Origin of the sequence: Pseudomonas sp. MS646 (assembly GCF_036693845.1) — a bacterium.
GTDB lineage: Bacteria > Pseudomonadota > Gammaproteobacteria > Pseudomonadales > Pseudomonadaceae > Aquipseudomonas > Aquipseudomonas chlororaphis_E.
The window spans coordinates 2,154,649-2,175,927 of sequence record NZ_CP144763.1 but is presented as its reverse complement, the minus strand read 5'-3'; the positions used below and the strand labels follow the sequence as shown (position 1 = coordinate 2,175,927).

The following is a 21,279-nucleotide window of genomic DNA, read 5'->3' as shown; positions in this document are numbered from 1 at the left end:
AAAGACTCTCCATGCGCTCGCCCGGATGGGCGAGCACCGCTACATCGCCAGGATGATTACTTCGTAACCAGCTCGACCGGCGTTTCGATCACGCCATTGGCACCGCTGTCGACTTTCTCGCCCTTGAGCATCTTCAGGGCCGTCTCGATGCCGAACACCGCCTGCTTGGCAGCGAACTGGTCGGCCGTGGCCAGGACGCGACCGTCCTTGAGCATCGGCTTGATGGCATTGATGTTGTCGTAGCCGACCACTTGGACCTTGCCCGCCTTGCCCGCCGCGCGCACGGCCGAGACGGCGCCGACCGCCATGCTGTCGTTGCCGGCCAGCAGCGCCTTGATGTCCGGGTATTCGCTGAGCATCGAAGCGGCCACCTGGTTGCCCTTGTTGATTTCCCAGTCGCCCGATTGCAGTGACACGACCTTGATCTGCGCCGCTTCCATCGCGTCCTTGAAGCCTGCGGTGCGCGCCTGGGCGTTGGTGGTGGTGGAAACACCTTCGATGATGCCGACTTCGTCACCGGCCTTGAGCTGCTTGGCCAGGTATTCACCGACCAGGCGGGCGCCCTTGCGGTTGTCCGGGCCTACGAACGGCACGTTGATGTTCTTGCTCTTGACCACGGCGGGGTCGAGTTGGTTATCGATGTTGATGACGGTGATACCGGCGTCGACGGCTTTCTTGATCACCGGCACCATCGCCTTGGAATCGGCGGGTGCGATGACCAGTGCATCGACCTTGGACACGATCATCTGCTCGACGATACGGATCTGGTTGGCTGTGTCGGTTTCATCCTTGATCCCGTTGGAGATCAACTCGAAATCGGCGGAGTGTTCCTTCTGATAGGCCTTGGCGCCGTCTTCCATGGTGAGGAAGAACTCGTTGGCCAGGGATTTCATGACCAAAGCGACCTTGGGTTTTTCAGCGGTCTGGGCAAATGCCGAGGAGAGAGGCAGCGCAGCGGATGCGGCCGCGAGCATGGCGACAGCGAGGAGACGTCCAGCGAATGGCAACTTCATGGGTTCACTCCGATCTTATGATTATTGTGGGCAAATCATTGCACGGAACGCCGCGCAAACGTTTGCGTGAAGTGAACTATGGTAAGGGTTTGCTGATTTGTCAACGTCGCGATAGGCGCGATCGAGTGCCCGGCCGAGGCCATCGGTTGAAGGTACAGCGGTCGGCTTTATCTGTCGCGTCTGCAAATAAAAATTCTCCTCCTACATCAAAACGCCAAAAGCGCTGTCAGACGATTTTCTTGAATTTTAAGTAGTTGCGTAAATGCCTACGGTTAAATACTGTATGCACGTACAGCTTAATAAGGATAATCCTGTGGCCCCGCCCTCCGCTGCAACTTCCCCTTTAGACGCCTACGCACGACTCGCCCTTCGCGTCTCGAAAATCATCAACGGTCCCACCGCTCAAAAAGCCAAGGCCGCCCTGATCTTCCGTCTTCCCGATGAGCCGGTGGATGAGTGGGAACGCCTGCTGGAAGAAATCGACGAGAACGACAACGTGACCCTCGCCTATCGCGACGATGGCGGTGTGCAGGTTTTCTGGGTTGTGCCGAAGGAAGATTGAGCGTGATGAGTGTTCGCTGTTTTGCTTTATTGCTGGCTTTCGCCGCGATGGGGGCACAGGCCGCTGCGCCGCGCACCTTCAACGAAGCCAAGAAAATCGCCTGGAAACTCTACGCGCCGCAATCCACCGAGTTCTACTGCGGCTGCAAGTACACCGGCAATCGCGTGAACCTGGCGGCTTGCGGCTACGTGCCGCGCAAGAATGCCAGCCGCGCCGCGCGCATCGAGTGGGAGCACATTGTTCCGGCGTGGCAGATCGGCCATCAGCGCCAATGCTGGCAGGAAGGCGGCCGCAAACAATGCACCCGCTACGACCCGGTCTATCAACGGGCCGAGGCCGACCTGCATAACCTGGTGCCGAGCATTGGCGAAGTGAATGGCGACCGGAACAATTTCAGCTTCGGCTGGCTGCCGGTGCAGAAGGGCCAATACGGTTCGTGCCTGACCCAGGTGGATTTCAAGGCCAAGAAGGTCATGCCCCGCCCGTCCATTCGCGGCATGATCGCCCGCACCTACTTCTACATGAGCAAGCAGTACGGCCTGCGCTTGTCGAAACAGGACAGACGCCTGTACGAAGCCTGGGACAAGACCTACCCGGTCGAAAGCTGGGAACGCCAACGCAACCAGAGTGTGGCGTGCGTCATGGGGCACGGTAACGAGTTCGTCGGGCCGGTGGACCTCAAGGCCTGCGGCTGACTCACCCGAGTGAAAACACAATCGGCTGTGGGAGCGAGCTTTCTCGCGATGGCGGTATATCAGCCAACATCAATGCTGACTGATCCGACGCTTTCGCGAGCAAGCTCGCGCCCACCGTTGATGGGGTGCTGCCCGATTATTGGGCCGTCGGGTAATCCACCACCAGGGTCTCGATGTTGCGCTTTTTCGCCCGGACCAGGGCAGCGGTGATTTTCTCCTGACCTGCTTCAGCGTCGGCCTTGGAGTTGAATGGGCCGACCAGCACTCGCTCCTTGCCATTTTCCCGCACCACGGTCGACATGAAGCTGTGCTCGATGAGCCACCCGGTCAGGTCGCTGATCGCTTGCGGGGTCTCGCCTCGAACCTCGACCGCCCATTGCGGCGCGGCAGCGGCAGCCGGCGCGGAGGTCGCGGCGGGTTTGGGCTTCGGTGCCTCGGCGTCACGCCCTTCACCACACCCAGCCAGCATCAATACCGCGATAACCCAAGCCAATTTGCGCACAACGTTTCCCCTGGAAGACATGAGGCACGGATTTTAACACTCACATCCAGCAAGAACCCCGCGAACGACGCTCAAAACACGAGAATCCTGCCCGACGTCTCTGTATAGTCGCACCCTGGGAATTCACTCTGGGAATTAATGCTGCGTCTGCACGTCAGAAAGAGGCACCCACGTTGTGACACTTAGCACTAATCTATAAGCAGTACCGACATCTGCACTGTCTGAATCAGGTGCCCTATAAAGCAATCAAGGAGAACACCATGCTGATACTCACCCGCAAAGTCGGTGAAAGCATAAACATTGGTGACGACATCACGATCACCATTCTGGGCGTTAGCGGCCAACAAGTCCGGATCGGCATCAACGCCCCGAAAAACGTCGCGGTACACCGCGAAGAGATCTACCAACGTATTCAGGCAGGCCTCACCGCCCCCGACAAGCCGCAAACGCCCTGAGCCTTGCAGCAGTCCGTAGCCAGCCCGTTTGCTCGCCGCAATGGCTGGCTAAAGATTCCGGCCGATCGAGCCTTACCCCGATCCACCCCGCCTCTTGATTGTCGTCCAGCCCGTGAACCGATACTAATGGCATGGCTCGTAGCCTGGCTGTCAGACGTTTCGTTTTAATGGCGGTGAAGCAGGCGCGCGTGGCAGCTCAGCCCAGGCTCACACCCCGCGCCATGCCGGTGGCCGCCACCACCATCAAGACCAGCAGCAAGGCTTCGAGGTGGCTGACCCGGGCAAACCGGCCAGCCCGTGACGGATCGACAGCCACGCCCTTGCCCAAGGCTATGCGCCATTTGACCAGGGCGATCATTGGCGCGATTTCCAGCAACAGGATCAGCAGCAACAGCGTCATCTTCAGGTGAAACAGCGGTTGATGCAGGTAGTAGTCCGAGCCTTTTTCGAACCCCGCGAACGCCCGCATCCCCCCGGTCACCAACAGCACCAGCGCCGACACGCCCCACACGTTATCCGCCACCAGCACGTTGCGAACCGCGTCCGCGCCATCCGCCACGCGCCGCAGTGCCGTGCCGCGCGTCAGCACCGCCCAGAAGCCAAGGGCGAAGGCCAGGAGATGAATTGCCGCGAGAGACCAATGAGCCAACATGAGAGAGGCGCCTATCAGTGAACGTCGGGTCGACCTGACAGTACTAGCTCATAAAACAATGATTGCCAGGGTTGGCATGCAAAAAAACTGTGGGAGCGGGCTTGCTCGCGAATGCGGCGTATCAGTCAACAAATCACTCACTGATACACCGCATTCGCGAGCAAGCCCGCTCCCACAGGGGTATTGCGAACGCTAAAAGATTTTAGTCGGCCAGACGCCAGGTCGTGCCGCCCTTCCCGTCTTCCAGCACCACGCCCATGGCGGTGAGCTGATCGCGGATACGGTCGGATTCGGCCCAGTCCTTGTTGGCCCGCGCGGTCAGGCGCGCCTGGATCAATGCCTCGACCTCGGCGGCGTCCACGCGGCCTTCGGCACCGGCCTGGAGGAAGTCATCCGCCTCGAGCTGCAACACCCCCAGCACATTGGCCAGTTCCTTCAGGCGTGCCGCCAGGCCCGCCGCCGCATTGAGATCGCTCTCGCGCAGGCGGTTGATCTCACGCACCATTTCAAACAGCACCGCACAGGCTTCCGGTGTGCCGAAGTCGTCGTTCATCACTTCGGTAAACCGCGCCACGTAGGCTTCGCCACCAGCAGCCGGTACACTCGGCAGGCCTTTCAACGCATGGTAGAAACGCTCCAGGGCGCCCTTGGCGTCCTTGAGGTTGTCTTCCGAATAGTTGATGGCGCTGCGGTAGTGACTGGACACCAGCAGGTAACGCACGACCTCGGGGTGGTACTTGTCGAGCACGTCGCGGATGGTGAAGAAGTTGTTCAAGGACTTGGACATCTTCTCGCCGTTGATCCGGATCATGCCGCAATGCATCCACGCGTTGGCGTAGGTCTTGCCGGAAGCCGCTTCGCTCTGGGCGATCTCGTTCTCGTGGTGCGGGAACTCCAGGTCGCTGCCGCCGCCATGGATATCGAAGGTCTCGCCCAGGCAGCAGGTGGACATCACCGAGCACTCGATGTGCCAGCCCGGACGCCCGGCGCCCCACGGCGATTCCCAGCTCGGCTCACCCGGCTTGGCGGCTTTCCACAGCACGAAATCCAGCGGGTCTTCTTTCGACTCGCCGACCTCGATGCGTGCGCCGATGCGCAGGTCTTCGATTTTCTTGCGCGACAACTTGCCGTAGCCCATGAACTTGGCAACGCGGTAATACACGTCGCCATTGCCCGCTGCGTAGGCATAGCCCTTGTCGATCAGGGTCTGGATCATCGCCAGCATGCCGGGAATGTGATCCGTGGCACGAGGCTCCAGGTCCGGCTTGAGAATATTGAGGCGCGCCTCGTCCTCGTGCATGGCCTCGATCATGCGGGCGGTCAACGCATCGTAGGGCTCGCCGTTCTCGCGGGCCCGATTGATGATCTTGTCTTCGATGTCGGTGATGTTGCGCACATAGGTCAGGTCATAACCGCTGTAGCGCAGCCAGCGGGTTACCAGGTCGAAGGCGACCATGCTGCGGCCATGCCCAAGGTGGCAGTAGTCGTACACGGTCATCCCGCAGACGTACATGCGCACCTTGTTGCCATCCAGCGGCTTGAAGACTTCTTTGCTCTTGGTGAGCGTGTTGTAGATCGTTAGCACAGGGTTTCCCTTAAGACTTGATCACTGACCCCAGGAATCACGCAAGGTCACGGTACGGTTGAAGACCGGACGACCGGGTTTTGAGTCCTTGATATCCGCGCAGAAGTAACCTTCGCGCTCGAACTGGAAACGGTCTTCCGGCTGTGCGTTGCCCAGCGATGGCTCGGCACGACAACCGGTGAGTACTTGCAGGGAGTCAGGGTTGATGTTGTCCAGGAAGCTGGCGCTGTCTTCGGCCTTCTCCGGGTTCGGTGAACGGAACAGGCGATCGTACAGGCGCACTTCGCACTCGACGCTGGCGGCAGCCGGCACCCAGTGGATCACGCCCTTGACCTTGCGCCCTTCCGGGTTCTTGCCCAGGGTGTCCGGGTCATAGGAGCAGCGCAGCTCGACGATGTTGCCATCGGCATCCTTGATGGCTTCGTCGGCGCGGATCACGTAGCTGCCGCGCAGACGCACTTCACCGGCTGGTTCCAGGCGCTTGTAGCCCTTTGGCGGCTCTTCCATGAAGTCGTCGCGGTCGATGTAGATCTCCCGGGCGAACGGCAGGACGCGCACGCCCATGTCCTCTTTCGGATGGCACGGCAGCTCGAGGTTCTCGACCTGGCCTTCCGGGTAATTGGTGATCACCACCTTCAGCGGGCGCAGCACGCACATGGCGCGCGGGGCGCTGTGGTCGAGGTCGTCACGGATGCTGAACTCCAGCATGCCGAAGTCCACCACGCCGTCGGAACGGTTGGTGCCGACCATCTCGCAGAAATTGCGGATCGATTTCGGCGTGTAGCCACGACGCCGGAAGCCCGACAGCGTCGACATGCGCGGGTCGTCCCAGCCGTTGACGTGCTTCTCGTCCACCAGTTGCTTGAGCTTGCGCTTGCTGGTGATGGTGTAGTTCAGGTTCAGGCGGCTGAATTCGTACTGGCGCGGGTTGGCTGGCACGGGCAGGTGCTCGAGGAACCACTCGTACAGCGGACGATGGCTTTCGAATTCCAGGGTGCAGATCGAATGGGTAATGCCTTCGATGGCGTCCGACTGGCCGTGGGTGAAGTCATAGTTGGGGTAGATGCACCACTTGTCACCGGTCTGGTGGTGATGGGCGTGGCGGATGCGATACATGATCGGGTCGCGCAGGTTCATGTTCGGCGAGGCCATGTCGATCTTGGCGCGCAACACCCGCGCACCGTCCGGGAACTCACCGGCGCGCATGCGGGCGAACAGGTCGAGGTTCTCTTCCACGCTGCGGTCACGGAACGGACTGTTCTTGCCCGGCTCGGTCAGACTGCCACGGTATTCCTTGGCCTGCTCGGGGGTCAGGTCGCAGACATAGGCGTTGCCGGCCTTGATCAGCTCCACCGCCCAGTCGTGCAGTTGGTCGAAATACTGCGAGGCATAGCGCACTTCACCGGACCATTGGAAGCCCAGCCACTTGACGTCGCTTTCGATCGCGTCGATGTATTCCTGGTCTTCCTTGGCCGGGTTGGTGTCGTCGAAACGCAGGTGCGTGACGCCACCGAACTCCTCGGCCAGGCCAAAGTTCACGCAGATCGACTTGGCATGGCCGATGTGCAGGTAGCCGTTGGGTTCCGGCGGGAAACGGGTGACGATCTGTGTGTGCTTACCCGAATCCAGGTCCGCCTGGATGATCGGGCGCAGGAAATTGACCGGCACGGCCGGGCCGGTCTTGGAATTCGAGGTAGGGTCGACAGTGGGCTTGCTCATAGGATCCTTGAACAGACAAGTGCGCGGCCGGGTGCGGCCTGATAAATCAAAGCCCGTATCATAGCCGATGCTGTCAAGCACCTGACAGGCCAGGCCGGCAAACGATTGAATTTAATCGACGACCCGATGAAAAACAGCCTCGAAATTCGTGCCTGGCAGGCTAAACTGCCCAGCCTGGCCGATCATAGCCAGACCGGTTGCGGGCCTCACGGCCCCAAAACCCAAGAATTCCTAGAAAGAGTAGCGATCATGAGCAAAGTCAAACTGACCACCAACCACGGTGACATCGTTCTGCAACTGAACAAAGAAAAGGCGCCGCTGACCGTCGCCAACTTCATCGAGTATGTCCAGGCCGGTCACTACACCAACACCGTCTTCCACCGCGTCATCGGCAACTTCATGATCCAGGGCGGCGGTTTCGAGCCGGGCATGAAGGAAAAGAAAGACAAGCGCCCAAGCATCCAGAACGAAGCCGACAACGGCCTGCCGAACAAGAAGTACAGCATTGCCATGGCCCGCACCATGGAGCCGCATTCGGCCTCCGCGCAGTTCTTCATCAACGTGGCTGACAACAGCTTCCTCAACCACAGCGCCAAGACCGTACAGGGCTGGGGCTATGCCGTGTTCGGTGAAGTGATCGAAGGCACCGACGTGGTCGACAGCATCAAGGGCGTTTCCACCACGTCCAAAGCTGGCCACCAGGACGTCCCGGCAGAAGACGTGATCATCGAGAAAGCCGAGATCATTGAGTGATACTACTGATTTCAGATTTGCATCTGGAAGAGGAGCGCCCGGACATCACCCGGGCGTTTCTGGATTTACTCGCCACCCGCGCCCGCTCGGCGCAAGCGTTGTACATCCTGGGCGATTTTTTCGAAGCCTGGATCGGCGACGATGCCATGACCCCGTTCCAGCGCTCCATCTGCCAGGCCCTGCGCGCATTGAGCGACAGCGGCACGGCCATCTTCCTGATGCACGGCAATCGCGATTTCATGCTGGGGCAGGCCTTCTGCAAGGCCGCTGGTTGCACCCTGGTCAAGGACCCGAGTGTCGTGCAGTTCAACGGCGAGCCGGTGCTGCTGATGCATGGCGACAGCCTGTGCACCCGCGATGAAGGCTACATGAAGCTGCGGCGCTGGCTGCGCAACCCGGTCACGCTGTTCATCCTGCGCCACCTGCCCTTGGGCAGCCGGCAGAAACTGGCGCGTAAACTGCGCAGCGAAAGCCGGGCACAGACACGGATGAAGGCCAATGACATCGTCGACGTCACGCCTGAAGAAATCCCGCGGATCATGCAGCAGTACGGCGTACAGACCCTGATCCACGGCCACACCCACCGCCCCGCCATCCACAAGCTGCAACTCGGCGAACATGCAGCGAGACGCATCGTGCTGGGGGACTGGGACAAGCAAGGCTGGGCGCTGCAGGTGGATGAACAGGGGTTTGCGTTGGCGCCGTTCGGGTTTGCCCCGCCGCCGCAACTACCAGCACCTGACCCAACCTGAATGCCCCTGTGGCGAGGGAGCTTGCTCCCGCTTGAGTGCGAAGCACTCACAAAGGGGCTGCTGCGCAGCCCAGCGGGAGCAAGCTCCCTTGCCACAATGATTTCAAGTGAATAGCATCTCCACACTTGAGATCGCGTTTCACTTGCGGATCAATGTCCCGCCGAAGCCGGCCCCGCCTTCGCCGCAAACGGCGGCTTCGCCAACCACACCAACACAATCAACCCCATGAACGCCCACCCCAACAACGTGAAGTAATCCACGGTGGAGAGCATGTACGCCTGACTGGTAAGAATCTGATCGAGCTGGGCATACGCCGGCGCGCTCGCGCCGCCGAGCTGGTTGAGGGCCTCGCGGGTACTGGGTTCGAACGTGCTGATGTTCTCGCTCAGGTAGGCATGATGCATGTCGGCCCGACGGATCCAGATCCAGGTGGTGAGCGACGCCGCAAAGCTGCCGCCCAGGGTCCGCAGGAACGTCGCCAACCCGGCGCCATCGGCAATCTGGTGCGGCGGCAGGTCCGACATCAGGATGCTCAGCGTCGGCATGAAGAACAACGCCACGCCGATGCCCATGAACAACTGCACCAGGGCGATGTGCTGGAAGTCCACTTCGTTGTTGAAGCCTGCCCGCATGAAGCAGCTCAGGCCGATGGCCAGGAACGCCAGCCCGGCCAACAGGCGCAGGTCGAACTTGTGGGCGTACTTGCCGACGAAGGGCGACATCAGCACCGGCAGGATACCGATGGGCGCCACCGCCAGCCCGGCCCAGGTGGCGGTGTAGCCCATCTGGGTCTGCAGCCACTGCGGCAGGATCAGGTTGATGCCGAAGAACCCGGCGTAGCCACCCACCAGCACGATGGTGCCGATACGGAAGTTGCGATAGGCGAACAGCCGCAGGTTGACCACCGGATGGCGGTCGGTCATTTCCCAGATCACGAACACCGCCAGGGCGATCACCGAAATCAACGCGCCAATGATGATGAAGTTCGACTCGAACCAGTCCAGGTCGTTGCCCTTGTCGAGGATCACCTGGAGCGCGCCGACCCCGATGATCAGCGTGATCAACCCGACGTAGTCCATCGGCTGGCGACTGGTGACCACCGGACGCGCCTTGAGCTGCTGCTGCACCACCATCGCCGCGAAAACACCGATGGGGACGTTGATGAAGAAAATCCACGGCCAACTGTAGCTGTCGGTGATCCAGCCGCCCAGGATCGGACCGGCGATGGGCGCCACCACCGTGACCATCGCCAGCAACGCCAGGGCCATGCCCCGCCTGGCCGGCGGGTACACGGCAATCAGCAAGGTCTGGGTCATCGGATACAACGGCCCGGCCACCAGCCCCTGGAGCACGCGGAAGCCGATCAGCTCGGGCATCGAGGTGGAGATACCGCATAGAAAGGAAGCGAGCACGAACAGCATCGTCGCCCACAGGAACAGCTTCACCTCGCCAAACCGGCGGCTCAACCAACCGGTCAACGGCAGCGCGATGGCGTTGCTCACCGCGAACGAGGTGATCACCCACGTGCCCTGCTCCGAGCTGACGCCCAGGTTGCCGGAAATGGTCGGCAAGGCCACGTTGGCGATGGTGGTGTCGAGCACTTGCATGAACGTCGCCAGCGACAGCCCGATGGTACTGAGCAACAGGCTGGGCGGTGTGAAGGACGCGTTATTGCTCATTACGAAACCCTATGAAGCGAAGGTGGCGGAATCGTCCAACTCAAGACACAGATACAGAACCTGTGGGAGCAGGCTTGCCCGCGAAGGCGATTCCACATTCAATAATTGCTGCCTGAAACTGCGCATTCGCGAGCGAGCCCACTCCCACATTGGGCCCGGGCGCTCGCAGGATCGGTGTTCACTGCAATTGCCCGTGGGAGCGCGCCATCAAGGGCTAACGCTGTACCGTCTTGCTTGCCGCGGCGCTGTTCTCGTGGATCAGCCGGGCAATCATCGCGTCGGCATCGGCCAGTTGGCGGTCGTAGACCTGGGTGCTGAAGGTGGCCTTCTGCGGAGGCTGTTGAGCCAGGACCGGGCCGCTCTGGTCGTGCAGGTTGACGTTGACCAGGGTCGACAAGCCGATCCGCAAGGGATGCTCGCTCAGTTCCTGGGCATTGACATGAATGCGCACCGGCACCCGCTGGACGATCTTGATCCAGTTACCCGTGGCGTTCTGCGCCGGCAACAGGGCAAACGCGCTGCCGGTCCCGGCACCGAGGCTGTCGATCGTGCCGCTGTATTTCACGTCGCTGCCGTAAAGGTCGGTCTCGATCTCCACGGGTTGGCCAATGCGCATATCACGCAGTTGGGTTTCCTTGAAGTTCGCATCGATCCACAACTGGTCCAGCGGGATCACCGCCATCAACGCCGTCCCCGGCTGCACCCGCTGCCCCAACTGCACGGTACGCTTGGCGACGTAGCCGGTGACCGGTGCGATCAAGGTGCTGCGGGCGTTGGCGAGGAAGGCCTGGCGCAGTTGCGCGGCGGCGGACTGCACGTCGGGATGGGACGACACCACGGTGTCATCCACCAGGGCGCTGGTGGTCTTGAGTTGCTGCCGGGCATTGGCCAGGGCATTTTGCGCCGAGGTCAGGTCGTCCCGGGCGTGGGAGAGTTCTTCCTGGGAGATCGCCCCGCCGGCCGCCAGGTTGCGGCGCCGGTTGTAGTTCTCCTGGGCTTTCTGCACCTCGGCTTCCTGGGCATTGACCTGTGCGCGCATGCCGTCGACGTTGCTGTACAAGCCACGCACCTGGCGCACGGTGCGGGCCAGGTTGGCCTGGGCACTCTGCAGCCCGACTTCGGCATCGTTCGGGTCGAATTGCACCAGAATCTGGCCTTCGCGCACCAGGTCACCGTCGTCGGCGCCGATGCTCACCACGGTGCCGGTGACCTGCGGCGTGATTTCCACCACGTTGCCGTTCACATAGGCATCGTCGGTGCTTTCGTTCCAGCGCCCGTACAGCTCGTGCCAGGCCCAGACGCCCAGGCCGCAGAGGATGACGATGACCGCGAGGGCCAGCAACATGACCTTGCGCTTGCGCGGGTTGCCGCTGTCCTGCGGGTTTTGGGTAGGTTGCGTAGTGTCGGCAGTGGCCATGACAAGTCCCTCGAATCAGTTATTCGGCGCAGAGGCCGGTGTGGCCGCAGCCAGGGCCTGGGGTTCGAAACCACCGCCCAGGGCCTGCATCAGCTGGATCGACAGGTCGATCTGCTCGGCATTCAGGTTCGCCAATTGACGTTGGGCCTGGAGCAATTGCTGCTCGATGCTCAGCACGTCCAGGTAATTGCCGATGCCCGAGCCGTAGCGCTGGACCACGGTGTCGTATGAGCTTTGGGCGATATCAGTGGCATGTTGCTGGGCGCCAATCTGGCGGGCGATGTCACGCAGCTGGTTGATGGTGTCGCTGACATCCCCCAGGGCCTGGACCAGGCTTTTGTTGTACTGCGCCACCGCCAGGTCGTAGTCGGCGTCCCGGGCATCCAGGTCAGCCCGCAGGCGCCCGCCATCGAAGATCGGCAGCGAGACCGTCGGCGCCACGTTGAAGAAACGGCTGGGCGAGCCGAACATCGCATCGCCCAACAGTGACCGCACCCCCGCCGCCGCGCTCAGGTTGAGGTTGGGGTAGAAGTTGGTCTTGCCGGCCTCGATGTCCTTGCTCGCCGCTTCGACCCGCCAACGGGCGGCCACCAGGTCGGGGCGACGGCCCAGCAACTCGGCCGGCAGGTTTGACGGCAAGGCGACCGCGCTCGATTGCAGCACGTTGGGCCGGGCGATTTCGCTGCCCCGGTCCGGGCCTTTGCCCAACAGCACCGCCAAGGCGATCTTGGCGCTTTGCAGGCGTTTCTCAGCGTCGATCAAGGTCGCATCGGCGCTGGCCTCCAGGCTTTCGGTCTGCTGGAACTGGTACTCGCTGTCGATCCCGGCGTTGAGACGGCGCTTGCTCAGGTCGAGCATCTGCCGGGTGCGCTTGAGGTCTTCGGCCGCCAGGTCACGAATGATGTGGGCTTGGCCCAGGTCGCTGTAGGCCCGGGCCACATCGGCGGCCAGGGTCAGTTGCGCTGCCTGGCGGTCGATCTCGGCGGCACGGGCCTGGCCCAGCGCGGCTTCCCAGGCGGCCCGTTGGCCACCCCAGAGATCGAAGGTGTAATTGAAGTTAACCCCCAGCGTGCGCAAGGTGCTGTAGGCACCGCCCTCGCCCGCCGGGTCCTCGTCGCGGGACAGACGCGAACGGCTGACACCGCCGCTGGCATCCAGGGTGGGCAGGCGCGCCGCATTGGCGGCGTAGGCGGCGGCACTGGCCTGATGCACCCGGGCGCTGGCGATCTGCATGTCCGGGCTGTCGCGCAAGGCTTCACGGATCAGGCCGTCGAGCTGCGGGTCGCCCAGGCTTTTCCACCAATCGTTTTTCGGCCATGCGGCCGGCGACAACTTGACACCGTTCAGCGATTGCCCGGCCTTGAGGCTCTGGGCCTCAAGGCTGACGCCTTCGGTCTTCAGGCCGCTATAGCTGGCGCAACCGGCCAGGCTCATGGCGAGCAGCACCAGGCTCAGGCGGGTACGCAAGGTCTTACGCTTCATTTGTCCCCCAATCGCAACACGGTGATGGGATCACCGGCGGCAAGCAGAATTTTCTTGAGAATCTGTTCGAGGGTTTGCAGCTCCTCGCGGCTGATGACGCTGGCCAACTGGTTCATGGCGTCGGCACCGATCACCGGCAGCCGATCCGCCAGGGCCTGGCCGGCGTCGGTCAGCACCAGCAGCACTTGCCGCCGATCATCCACCGAACGTTGACGAGCGAGGAAACCTTTCTGTTGCAAGCGATCGAGCATGCGGGTCATCGAACCGCTGTCCAGGGACAGGTAGCGACACAGCTCGGCGGGTGTGTCGATGCCGTGCTGGGCCATGATGATCAACACCTTGAACTGCGCGGCCGTGATGCCGACGGGTTCCATGTGGGTATCGATGATCCGATCCTTGAGCAGCGCGGCGCGTCCGAGCAGCATGCCGAGATGGCACTTGTGGAATTCGTCTGGGGTGAAATGCTTCATCTGAGCACCGTTTGCTGCCTAGGCAGTGAATGTATGTCGAGATATTACTGCTTAGGCAGCAAATGTCAAATAAAATAGTTAGCTTGCTATTCATGAGGGCAGGCACAGAAACAAAATGTGGGAGCGGGCTTGCTCGCGAATGCGGTGGGTCAGCCAACATCTTCATCAGCTGATTCACCCTCTTCGCGAGCAAGCCCGCTCCCACATTGAGGTTTTGGGGAACGGTTAGAAATCGCGCTTGTAGAAGATGTCCAGGGAGCTGGCGACCCCACTGGCGGCTTCGAGGTAGACCTTTTTGCTGAGCTTGTAACGCAAGGCGATGGTGTTGGCCGGTTCGAACACGCCGACGCCGTAGCGCAGGCTGAGTTTTTCCGACAGGTTGCCGCTGGCGACCACACTGGTGGTATCGCCGCTGCCCTGGGTGTCGAGTTGGAAATCACTGATGCCCAGGTTGTTGGCCAGGCTGGTGGTCACCCCGGCACTGCCCATCAGGCCCAGACCCAGCGCCGCTTGGGCGAGCATGTTGTTGTCCTCGCCCGTGGTGCTCAGCGGCCGACCCAGCACCAGATAGGACAGCGCCTGTTCCTGGCTCATGGCCGGTTCCGAGAAGATCTGCGTAGTCGGCTGCTCGGCGCTGCCGCTCAAGCGGATGCCGGCGATCACATCGTCGGTCTGGCGGATTGCCTCGATGTCCAGGTAAGGCTGGTCGATAGGCCCAGCGAACAGCAGGCGCGCGCGACGGACCGTCAGCCGTTGCCCATAGGCCCGGTAGCGACCGTCGTTGAGCCAGAGTTCGCCGCGGGTGTCCATGTTGTCGCCGATGTGCACCTGGCCCTGGACGTTGGCGGTCAGGCCGAAGCCTGCAAACGCGAGTTTGTCCTGGCCGACAATCACGTCGATATCCATCGCCATGGCCATCGGCGGCTTGCCCTCCTCGGTCTGGTGCCCAACGATCACCGTGTCGTCCGAGACCTTGACGGTGGAAGGTGGCAGTTCGCGGATGGTGATCTCGCCCTTGGGTACCAGGACCTTGCCGGCAATGGCCAGCCGTTCGCCCTGCAGGGTGATGTCAAGGTCCGGCGCCACGTCCAGCACCGCGTACGGCTCGACCGTGACCGGCAAATGCGAGCCCTTGAGCGCCAGGTTCATGCTCAAGGCCTCGCCCCAGCCGATGTCCCCGGTCAGGCTGCCCTGCCCGTCCTTGCCGCTTTTCCAGTCACCGTTGAGCCGCATTGTGTCGCCGGCGATCATCGCGCGCACCTGCAGGGCTTCGAGGCTGACCGGCAGTTGAGGCCCGGACACTTCGCCGTCGCTGAGCACCAGGTTGCCGTTGACCTGGGGCGCCAGCAAGCCTCCGGACAAGGTCCCGCTGCCGTTCAGGTGGCCGGTGAGGGTTTGCACCATCGGCACGAATGGCCGGGCCACGGACAGGTCCAGGCCGGTCAGGCGGAACGAACCGCTGAGGGGTTTGCTGGCCGGCAGCGGGTTGATCTGCGCCTGGAGCATCAGCTCGCCGAGCCGGGCGCCGACGAAATTCAGTTGGGTGTCGATGCGCTTGGAGGTCAGGCGGCTGTCCAGGGTCAGGGTCTGGTAGGGGAAGTCCAGCCACGGCGCCTGCTCGTGTTCCTTGTCGCGGATGCGCAACGTGCCGCCACTGGCGTCCACCAGGATCCGCCCGTTCGGGCCGCTGGCCGGCAGGTCCAGTTGCAGGTCGGCATTGAGCTGGCCCTTCCAGGCGAAATCCTTGGGCATCCACTGGGCCAGGCTTTCGATGGGGAACTGCTTGAGGTGATAGCGCAGCTTCGGCTCCGGCATCAGCCGCTGGTCTTCACCACACAGGCTGGCCTGGCCGGAACGCCAGCAATGGGCGCCCACGTTGAGCGTACCGTTGGCCAGGCGCTCCAGTTTCGCCGGGGCTTGCAGGCGCCAGGCCTGGCCGCCGGCCTGGACGTCGCCGCTGGCCAGGCGTCCGCGCCAGTTGCCCTGGTCGAGCCGGCCATCCAGCGCCAATGTCGTGTCGAGCTGTGGCCCCTGCAAGTCCAGGGTGAGTGTCTGTTGCTTGATATCACCCTGCCCGCTGACGGTCAGCACACCCAGCGCCGTGTCGCCGGCGCGAATGCCACTGGCCTTGAGGTCGACCTTGCCTCGCTGCGCTTTGTCCAGGGTTGCGTCCAGGTTCAGACGTTGAAGATGGTTGTCCTGAAACGCCAGTTGGGTGCCTTGCAGGCCGAGCTTGCCCTGAGGGGCCTTGAGTGTCCCCGCGACGTCGACGCGCCCCATGACCTGGCCGCGTAATTGCGGCCAGAGCTGGGCCAGGCGCGCGAGCTTGATGTCGACCTGGCCGGTGAGCGTCTGTTGCAGGCTGGCGCTGCCGTTGATGCGGTTGTCCCCCAGGCGGATGTCCAGCGCGCTGAGGTTCCATTGTTCGCCGGCGCCGCTGGCCCGGGCCTGGAACAGCGCCGGTTGACCGCGCAGCTTGCCCTTGAGGTCCAGGTCCGCGTCGAGGTTGAGGGTGCCGTTGTTGATCGACCCCTTGCTGCGCAACGGCCCCGCCAGGGTGCCGGGCAATTCGCCGAGCCAGTACGCCGGGTTGATGGCCGACAACGCCAGGGCCGTGTCCCAGGCAATACCCTCGGCAAATTGCAGGTCCAGGTGCCCTTCGGCCTTGCCCTGGCCGGCGGTGAGCTCAAGTTGCGGCAAATGGATCTGGGTCAGGTCGCCGCTGAACGGGCTGCCCAGGCTGAAGGCGCCGGCGGGCCCATCCAATGCGGCCTGGAAATGGCCGAGGTAGTTGCCATCGGTGTACGAGACTTCGCCGTCGAAGCGGCGCACGCTCACTTGTGGCTCATCGATCAGCGGGTAAAGCCGATGCCAGGGGAAATCCAGCCAGGCGATCTTGGCGTCGGCGCTCAGGCCCTCGCGCCAGTCCACCTGGCCGCTGAGCTTGAGGCTCTGCTGCTCGCCAGCGTCCAGGTCTAGGGCGGCGATCTGCGCGCCTTTGGCGTCCACCTTGCCTTGCAGCAGCAACGCCACGGGGCCTTTCTCGGCCGGCAGGATCGCCTTGCCGAGCAGTTGGTAACCGGTGTCCAGGTCGCCCTCGCCGGTCAACTCGAGCTGATTGAGCACCAGGGTGTCCGGCAGGTCGGCGCTCGCCTTGAAGCCGTCGGCGGTGATGCGCACCTTGGCCGGCAGGTGGTCGGCCAAGGGTTGCAGCTCGCCCACCAGACGGCCTTGCAGGTAACCGCGGCTGTCAGCGCTGAGGTTGAGCGTCTTGAGCAGGTCGCCATCGACGTTCAAGTCCAGGGTCCAGGGCACGTCCCCCGGTGCGGGCAGCGTCAACTGGCCGGCGGCCTTCAGCGGCCAGTCCGCGCCGGGTTTCAGCAGACCGGAAAGCTGTAGGCTCAGTGCGTCGCGTTGCAGTTGCAGCGAGTCGATCCGCAAGCCCTCGGCCGTCCAATGGGCCGCCAATTGCAAGCCCTTGAGCTGCTCGCTGCCATTGAACAGCAGGCGAGCGACCTGCACCTCTCCCAGTTCGATGGCCACCGGCAAGTCCAGGTCGGGCAAGCTGATCGGACCGCTGCTCGGCTCATCGGCGGAAGGCGGAAATTGCAGGCTGATCTGATCGGCCTTGAGCCGTTCGATGCACAAGGTCAGACGGGTCAGGCACAGCGGCGACCAGGCGAAGATCAGCCCATCGACTTCTATCCGACTGCTGTCCTGTTGCCATAGCAGATGATCGGCGCTCCATTGCCCGCCAAGGCGCCCCTGGAAATTGTCCACGCTCAGCCCTGGCACCAGGCCAAGGGCCCAGCGGCTGCCGAATGCGCTGCCCAGGATAAGGCCCAGCGCCAATACCACCACGGCCAGCAGCGTACCCAACGCCAGCAGCGTTACCTTCAAACCACGACTCACAATTCGGGCCCCATGGAAAAGTGCAAACGAATGCCACCCTCATCGTCCAGCGCATGGGCCAGATCGAGGCGGATCGGGCCCACCGGCGACACCCAGCGCACACCGATACCCACGCCGGTCTTGAGGCTTGGCAATTCAAGATTGTTGAACGAATTGCCCTGGTCGACGAAGGTCGCCACCCGCCATTTCTCTGCGACCGAATACTGGTATTCGAGACTGCCGGCCACCATGTAGCGGCCGCCGATGCGATCACCCTCGGCGTTCTCCGGCGACAGGCTCTGGTAGTCGTAGCCACGCACGCTCTGGTCGCCGCCGGCAAAAAAGCGCAGGGACGGCGGGATGGATTTGTAGCCATTGGTCGCGCTGCCCCCGACCTGGGCGCGGGCCAGCAGGCGGTGCTTATCGAACACGGTGGTCAGACCCTTGACCATGGCGGTGCCGTAGACGAGGTTGTTGTCCGAACCCAGCCCTTCCTTGGCGACCTTGGTGTCGAACTGCAAGCGGTAGCCGTTGTGCGGGTCGATGCGGTTGTCGCTGCGCAGGTAGGAATAGCTGACGCCCGGCATCAGCAACGTGCTCAAGCCCGAATCGTCGCCGAGGCGGTATTCCTCGCGCTGCCATTTGAGCGACACCACCCGTTGCCAGCCGCTGGGCAACTTGCTGTGCCATTCCGGGCCGACGGTCAGCAGCTTGCTGAGGGTGTCGGTGCCGGCCAACTCTTCGTACTGGTAGCCGCCGGCGTAGCGCAGCTTGTCGGTCAGCGGTGGGTCAAGCGGCACGTCGTACCATAGGCCGACGTTCTGTCGGGGCGCCGAGACTTCGGCCTCCCAGCCATAACTGTGGCCCTGGGGGTTGACCCAGTGACGCGTCCAGTTGGCCTTGGCCCGCGGGCCGACGTCGGTGGAAAACCCCAGGCCCAAGCCCATGGTACGGGGCTTGCGGGTGTCGAGCTTGACCGCCACCGGGATCACGTTATCGGTGGCCGCGGTCGGTGCCGCGTCGACCCGCACGCCTTCGAAGTAGCCGCTCGACTGCAAGGCCTGGTTGAGCTCGGCAATGAGTTCGGAGTCGTAGGGGGTGCCCGCCTTGAACGGCACCATGCGCCGCAGCAGGTCTTCGTCGAACGGCGTATCGCCCTCGAAATTCACCGGGCCCAGGGCGTAACGCGGGCCGCTGTCGTAGATCAATTCGATGTCGGCGATACCGGCCTGGGGGTCCACGGACAATTGCTGGCGAGTGAATCGCCCACTGAAAAAACCGTAGCGCGAGGCCTGGTTCTGGATCAGTCGCTTGGCGTCTTCGTAACGGCCGTGGTTGAGCACCGCACCGGGCTTGAGGCCGGGATCGTCCGGCAGGCGAAACGCCTTGAGGGACGCCGCCGGGCCCTCGACGCGCAGGGTCACGTTGCGCAGATGCACCGGTTCGCCAGGGTCAATGCTCAGGACCAGGCGCGGGTCCTTGCCGCCCTTGACCTCGCTGTCGATCTGCGGCTGGTAGTAGCCCAGCGCCTGGGCAGCCTTGCGGGCCTGCTCCTCGGCGCCGCGGCTGAAGCGCAACAGCGCCTCTTCGTCGCGATCGCCCACCCCACCGATGTAACCTTCTACGTTGGCCTTGAGTGCGTCGTTGGCCGGCTTGACCCGTACCTCCAGTTCACTGTTCGCCAGCGCCGCGCAGCTGAGGGACAGCATGAGCACGCCGCTGGTCATTCTTCCTGAAACATTCATGGCGCGGATGCTATCACGGGCTTGGGAGCCTGATAGAGCCAGACTCGTCCTAAAAGTTCGTCCGATCAGGCCGTTGCGCTGTGCAGGACCTGCGGATTGGCGTGGAAAAACACGTGTTCGCGGATCGGTCCTACGGCAATCTCGCCGATTTCCTCGTAGCCCTGGCGCTTATAAAAATCCAGGTAACGGGGGTTGCCGGTGTCCAGCACAACGCCTTGGGAATGCTCATCCACCGCGCACCAGTTGTGCACGGCCGTGAGTAATTGCTCGCCATAATGCTGGCCTTGGAACTGTGGGTGAATGCCCAGCAACGGCAACACATGAACCGCATCCGACGGCAGGCAGGCCGTGACCGCCGCGTGGTACTCCAGGTAGCGCCGGGTGCAGCGAAAACCCGTGCTCAACACCATGCGCAACCGCCACGCCCAGCTTTCGGTGATGCCCAGGCGCCGCTGTGGCGGGGCGATCAAGGCGATGCCGATGAGCCGATCGTTGACCAGCAGGCCGATGGCCGGCAGGTCCTGGAGAAAATGCTGCTTCACCAACTCCCGCACCGTGGCCCGCACTCGCTGCTCGTAGCCGGGACGCTCGGATTCGAACAGGAAGCTGAAGGTCGGCTCATGGCGATAGGCCTGGTACAGCAACGAACGGGCTTCGCGGGAATAACCGCTGTCGAGCATATGGATGTCGGCGAGGGCGGTGGCGGTTTCAGGCATGGTGGCGGATCTCCTGGGCGGGCTCGGTGAGGCCCTGCTCTTATTGACTACGAACCCGGCAGGGCTGTGATCGTTCCTACAAGCAAAGGACATTAGCAGCGCATTTGTCCTACTGCCACGCTGGCCCCCTTCCGACATGTCAGCTAGCATCGCAGTTTTGCCAGGACTGCCGACCATGAAGATCGTCTCCTTCAACATCAACGGGCTGCGCGCCCGTCCTCATCAGCTGGCGGCGCTGATCGACAAGCACCAGCCGGACGTGATCGGACTGCAGGAAACCAAGGTCCACGACGAGCAGTTCCCGCTGGCCGAGATCCAGGCCCTGGGTTACCACGTGCACTACCACGGGCAAAAGGGCCACTACGGCGTCGCCCTGCTCTCCCGCCAGCCGCCACTGAGCCTGTACAAGGGTTTCGAAAGCGACGACGAAGACGTCCAGCGGCGCTTCATCTGGGGCACCTTCGCCGATGCCAACGGTGTGCCGGTGACGATCATGAACGGCTATTTCCCTCAAGGTGAAAGCCGCGACCACCCGACCAAGTTCCCCGCCAAGGAACGGTTCTACAACGACTTGCAGCAATTGCTGGAAAGCCGCTTCAGCAACGATCAGCCGGTGGTGGTGATGGGCGACGTGAACATCTCCCCGGAAGACTGCGACATCGGTATCGGCCCGGACAATATGAAGCGCTGGCTGAAAACCGGTAAATGCAGCTTCCTGCCGGAGGAACGCGAGTGGATGGCCCGCTTGAAGAACTGGGGCCTGGTGGACAGCTTCCGCCACCTGAACCCGGACGTCTGCGACCGTTTCAGCTGGTTCGACTACCGCAGCCGCGGCTTCGAAGACGAACCCAAGCGCGGCCTGCGCATTGACCTGATCCTCACCTCCCATGGCCTGCTGCACCGGGTCAAGGATGCCGGCGTCGACTATGAACTGCGGGGCATGGAAAAGCCGTCGGACCATGCACCGATCTGGCTGCAACTGAGCTGACCGCAACCACAGGTACTGGGCCACCACAGGGGTTGGGGTTTGCCTTGAGCCTGTGATCGCCACAGAATCCATTGTGGGAGCGGGCTTGCCCGCGAAGGCGCCGGGTCAGTCGATGGCGAGGTTGGCTGTAAGGCCGCTTTCGCGGGCAAGCCCGCTCCCACAGTTTTTTGGGTTTGCCTTGGGTCTGTGATCGCCACAGATGG

Annotated in this window: 18 protein-coding genes; 6 read left to right on the top strand and 12 right to left on the bottom strand. The window is 62.6% G+C overall.

All coding sequences use genetic code 11. From position 1 onward, the window contains the following. Positions 1-56 precede the first annotated feature (56 nt). Entirely contained in the window at positions 57-1,013 is a 957-nt protein-coding gene (locus V3H56_RS09645; RefSeq protein ID WP_042730060.1) for a sugar ABC transporter substrate-binding protein, read from the bottom strand. Positions 1,014-1,296: 283 nt separating this feature from the next. On the opposite strand from V3H56_RS09645, the gene V3H56_RS09640 reads away from it, so the two are divergent. Both V3H56_RS09640 and V3H56_RS09635 read left to right on the top strand, forming a co-directional pair. Continuing rightward, on the top strand, positions 1,297-1,575 hold the full coding sequence (locus V3H56_RS09640) for a DUF1654 domain-containing protein (RefSeq protein WP_042730074.1): 279 nt from the start codon (positions 1,297-1,299) through the stop codon (positions 1,573-1,575). Positions 1,576-1,580: 5 nt separating this feature from the next. Further along, a complete protein-coding gene (locus tag V3H56_RS09635) occupies positions 1,581-2,270 on the top strand; it encodes an endonuclease I family protein (RefSeq protein WP_042730059.1) in 690 nt (229 codons plus the stop codon). Positions 2,271-2,406: 136 nt separating this feature from the next. On the opposite strand, the gene V3H56_RS09630 is transcribed toward V3H56_RS09635, so the two are convergent. Then, on the bottom strand, positions 2,407-2,772 hold the full coding sequence (locus tag V3H56_RS09630; RefSeq protein WP_047737264.1) for a hypothetical protein: 366 nt from the start codon (positions 2,770-2,772) through the stop codon (positions 2,407-2,409). Between the two features lie 260 nt (positions 2,773-3,032). On the opposite strand from V3H56_RS09630, the gene csrA reads away from it, so the two are divergent. After that, positions 3,033-3,227: a carbon storage regulator CsrA gene (gene csrA / locus V3H56_RS09625; RefSeq protein ID WP_003179932.1), complete on the top strand. Its 195-nt coding sequence runs from the start codon at positions 3,033-3,035 to the stop codon at positions 3,225-3,227. A 196-nt stretch (positions 3,228-3,423) separates the two neighbouring features. On the opposite strand, the gene V3H56_RS09620 is transcribed toward csrA, so the two are convergent. From V3H56_RS09620 to V3H56_RS09610, 3 genes are all read right to left on the bottom strand, one after another. Next, positions 3,424-3,879, bottom strand: a complete 456-nt coding sequence (locus V3H56_RS09620) for a DUF2214 family protein (RefSeq protein WP_338474526.1) — start codon at positions 3,877-3,879, stop codon at positions 3,424-3,426. A gap of 202 nt (positions 3,880-4,081) precedes the next feature. Continuing rightward, the gene (cysS, locus tag V3H56_RS09615; protein WP_042732375.1) at positions 4,082-5,464 is read right to left on the bottom strand and encodes a cysteine--tRNA ligase; all 1,383 of its coding nucleotides are present in this window, start codon (positions 5,462-5,464) and stop codon (positions 4,082-4,084) included. Positions 5,465-5,485: 21 nt separating this feature from the next. Then, a complete protein-coding gene (locus V3H56_RS09610) occupies positions 5,486-7,183 on the bottom strand; it encodes a glutamine--tRNA ligase/YqeY domain fusion protein (RefSeq protein WP_042732374.1) in 1,698 nt (565 codons plus the stop codon). 249 nt (positions 7,184-7,432) lie between these two features. Between V3H56_RS09610 and V3H56_RS09605 the strand changes: the two genes are divergently transcribed. Next, the gene (locus V3H56_RS09605; RefSeq protein ID WP_042732373.1) at positions 7,433-7,936 is read left to right on the top strand and encodes a peptidylprolyl isomerase; all 504 of its coding nucleotides are present in this window, start codon (positions 7,433-7,435) and stop codon (positions 7,934-7,936) included. Further along, positions 7,933-8,688 (top strand): UDP-2,3-diacylglucosamine diphosphatase, encoded by a 756-nt coding sequence (gene lpxH / locus V3H56_RS09600; protein ID WP_338474525.1) that lies wholly within the window; start codon positions 7,933-7,935, stop codon positions 8,686-8,688. The genes V3H56_RS09605 and lpxH overlap by 4 nt, the downstream gene beginning before the upstream one ends. Positions 8,689-8,837: 149 nt before the next feature. Here lpxH and V3H56_RS09595 read toward each other — a convergent pair whose 3' ends face one another. The 7 genes from V3H56_RS09595 to V3H56_RS09565 all read right to left on the bottom strand — a co-directional run bounded on the left by V3H56_RS09595 (position 8,838) and on the right by V3H56_RS09565 (position 20,088). Continuing rightward, complete coding sequence (locus tag V3H56_RS09595) at positions 8,838-10,367, bottom strand: DHA2 family efflux MFS transporter permease subunit (protein WP_042731773.1); 1,530 nt, start codon at positions 10,365-10,367, stop codon at positions 8,838-8,840. 214 nt (positions 10,368-10,581) lie between these two features. Beyond that, the gene (locus V3H56_RS09590; protein WP_042731774.1) at positions 10,582-11,784 is read right to left on the bottom strand and encodes an HlyD family efflux transporter periplasmic adaptor subunit; all 1,203 of its coding nucleotides are present in this window, start codon (positions 11,782-11,784) and stop codon (positions 10,582-10,584) included. A 15-nt stretch (positions 11,785-11,799) separates the two neighbouring features. After that, positions 11,800-13,266 carry an efflux transporter outer membrane subunit gene (locus V3H56_RS09585; protein ID WP_042731775.1) on the bottom strand — a complete coding sequence of 489 codons (1,467 nt, stop codon included), beginning with the start codon at positions 13,264-13,266 and terminating at the stop codon, positions 11,800-11,802. After that, complete coding sequence (locus V3H56_RS09580) at positions 13,263-13,736, bottom strand: MarR family transcriptional regulator (protein ID WP_047737273.1); 474 nt, start codon at positions 13,734-13,736, stop codon at positions 13,263-13,265. Before V3H56_RS09580 ends, V3H56_RS09585 begins: the two co-directional genes overlap by 4 nt. 225 nt (positions 13,737-13,961) lie before the next feature. After that, the gene (locus V3H56_RS09575) at positions 13,962-17,648 is read right to left on the bottom strand and encodes a translocation/assembly module TamB domain-containing protein (RefSeq protein WP_338474524.1); all 3,687 of its coding nucleotides are present in this window, start codon (positions 17,646-17,648) and stop codon (positions 13,962-13,964) included. Continuing rightward, complete coding sequence (locus tag V3H56_RS09570) at positions 17,645-19,372, bottom strand: autotransporter assembly complex family protein (protein ID WP_047737277.1); 1,728 nt, start codon at positions 19,370-19,372, stop codon at positions 17,645-17,647. The genes V3H56_RS09575 and V3H56_RS09570 overlap by 4 nt, the downstream gene beginning before the upstream one ends. A 65-nt stretch (positions 19,373-19,437) precedes the next feature. Continuing rightward, positions 19,438-20,088, bottom strand: a complete 651-nt coding sequence (locus V3H56_RS09565; protein ID WP_042732807.1) for a GNAT family N-acetyltransferase — start codon at positions 20,086-20,088, stop codon at positions 19,438-19,440. A gap of 175 nt (positions 20,089-20,263) precedes the next feature. Here V3H56_RS09565 and xthA point away from each other — a divergent pair, with 175 nt between their 5' ends. Continuing rightward, the gene (gene xthA / locus V3H56_RS09560; RefSeq protein WP_047737278.1) at positions 20,264-21,076 is read left to right on the top strand and encodes an exodeoxyribonuclease III; all 813 of its coding nucleotides are present in this window, start codon (positions 20,264-20,266) and stop codon (positions 21,074-21,076) included. Positions 21,077-21,279 lie beyond the last annotated feature (203 nt).

Excerpts from the sequence above, each read along its gene's own strand:
- V3H56_RS09585 (WP_042731775.1), bottom strand. The coding sequence starts at position 13,266 with ATGAAGCGTAAGACCTTGCGTACCCGCCTGAGCCTGGTGCTGCTCGCC.
- V3H56_RS09580 (WP_047737273.1), bottom strand. The coding sequence starts at position 13,736 with ATGAAGCATTTCACCCCAGACGAATTCCACAAGTGCCATCTCGGCATG.
- xthA (WP_047737278.1), top strand. The coding sequence starts at position 20,264 with ATGAAGATCGTCTCCTTCAACATCAACGGGCTGCGCGCCCGTCCTCAT.
- V3H56_RS09605 (WP_042732373.1), top strand. The coding sequence starts at position 7,433 with ATGAGCAAAGTCAAACTGACCACCAACCACGGTGACATCGTTCTGCAA.
- V3H56_RS09640 (WP_042730074.1), top strand. The coding sequence starts at position 1,297 with ATGCACGTACAGCTTAATAAGGATAATCCTGTGGCCCCGCCCTCCGCT.
- csrA (WP_003179932.1), top strand. The coding sequence starts at position 3,033 with ATGCTGATACTCACCCGCAAAGTCGGTGAAAGCATAAACATTGGTGAC.
- V3H56_RS09590 (WP_042731774.1), bottom strand. The coding sequence starts at position 11,784 with ATGGCCACTGCCGACACTACGCAACCTACCCAAAACCCGCAGGACAGC.
- V3H56_RS09620 (WP_338474526.1), bottom strand. The coding sequence starts at position 3,879 with ATGTTGGCTCATTGGTCTCTCGCGGCAATTCATCTCCTGGCCTTCGCC.
- V3H56_RS09645 (WP_042730060.1), bottom strand. The coding sequence starts at position 1,013 with ATGAAGTTGCCATTCGCTGGACGTCTCCTCGCTGTCGCCATGCTCGCG.
- V3H56_RS09610 (WP_042732374.1), bottom strand. The coding sequence starts at position 7,183 with ATGAGCAAGCCCACTGTCGACCCTACCTCGAATTCCAAGACCGGCCCG.
- V3H56_RS09635 (WP_042730059.1), top strand. The coding sequence starts at position 1,581 with ATGAGTGTTCGCTGTTTTGCTTTATTGCTGGCTTTCGCCGCGATGGGG.
- V3H56_RS09595 (WP_042731773.1), bottom strand. The coding sequence starts at position 10,367 with ATGAGCAATAACGCGTCCTTCACACCGCCCAGCCTGTTGCTCAGTACC.
- V3H56_RS09570 (WP_047737277.1), bottom strand. The coding sequence starts at position 19,372 with ATGAATGTTTCAGGAAGAATGACCAGCGGCGTGCTCATGCTGTCCCTC.
- V3H56_RS09565 (WP_042732807.1), bottom strand. The coding sequence starts at position 20,088 with ATGCCTGAAACCGCCACCGCCCTCGCCGACATCCATATGCTCGACAGC.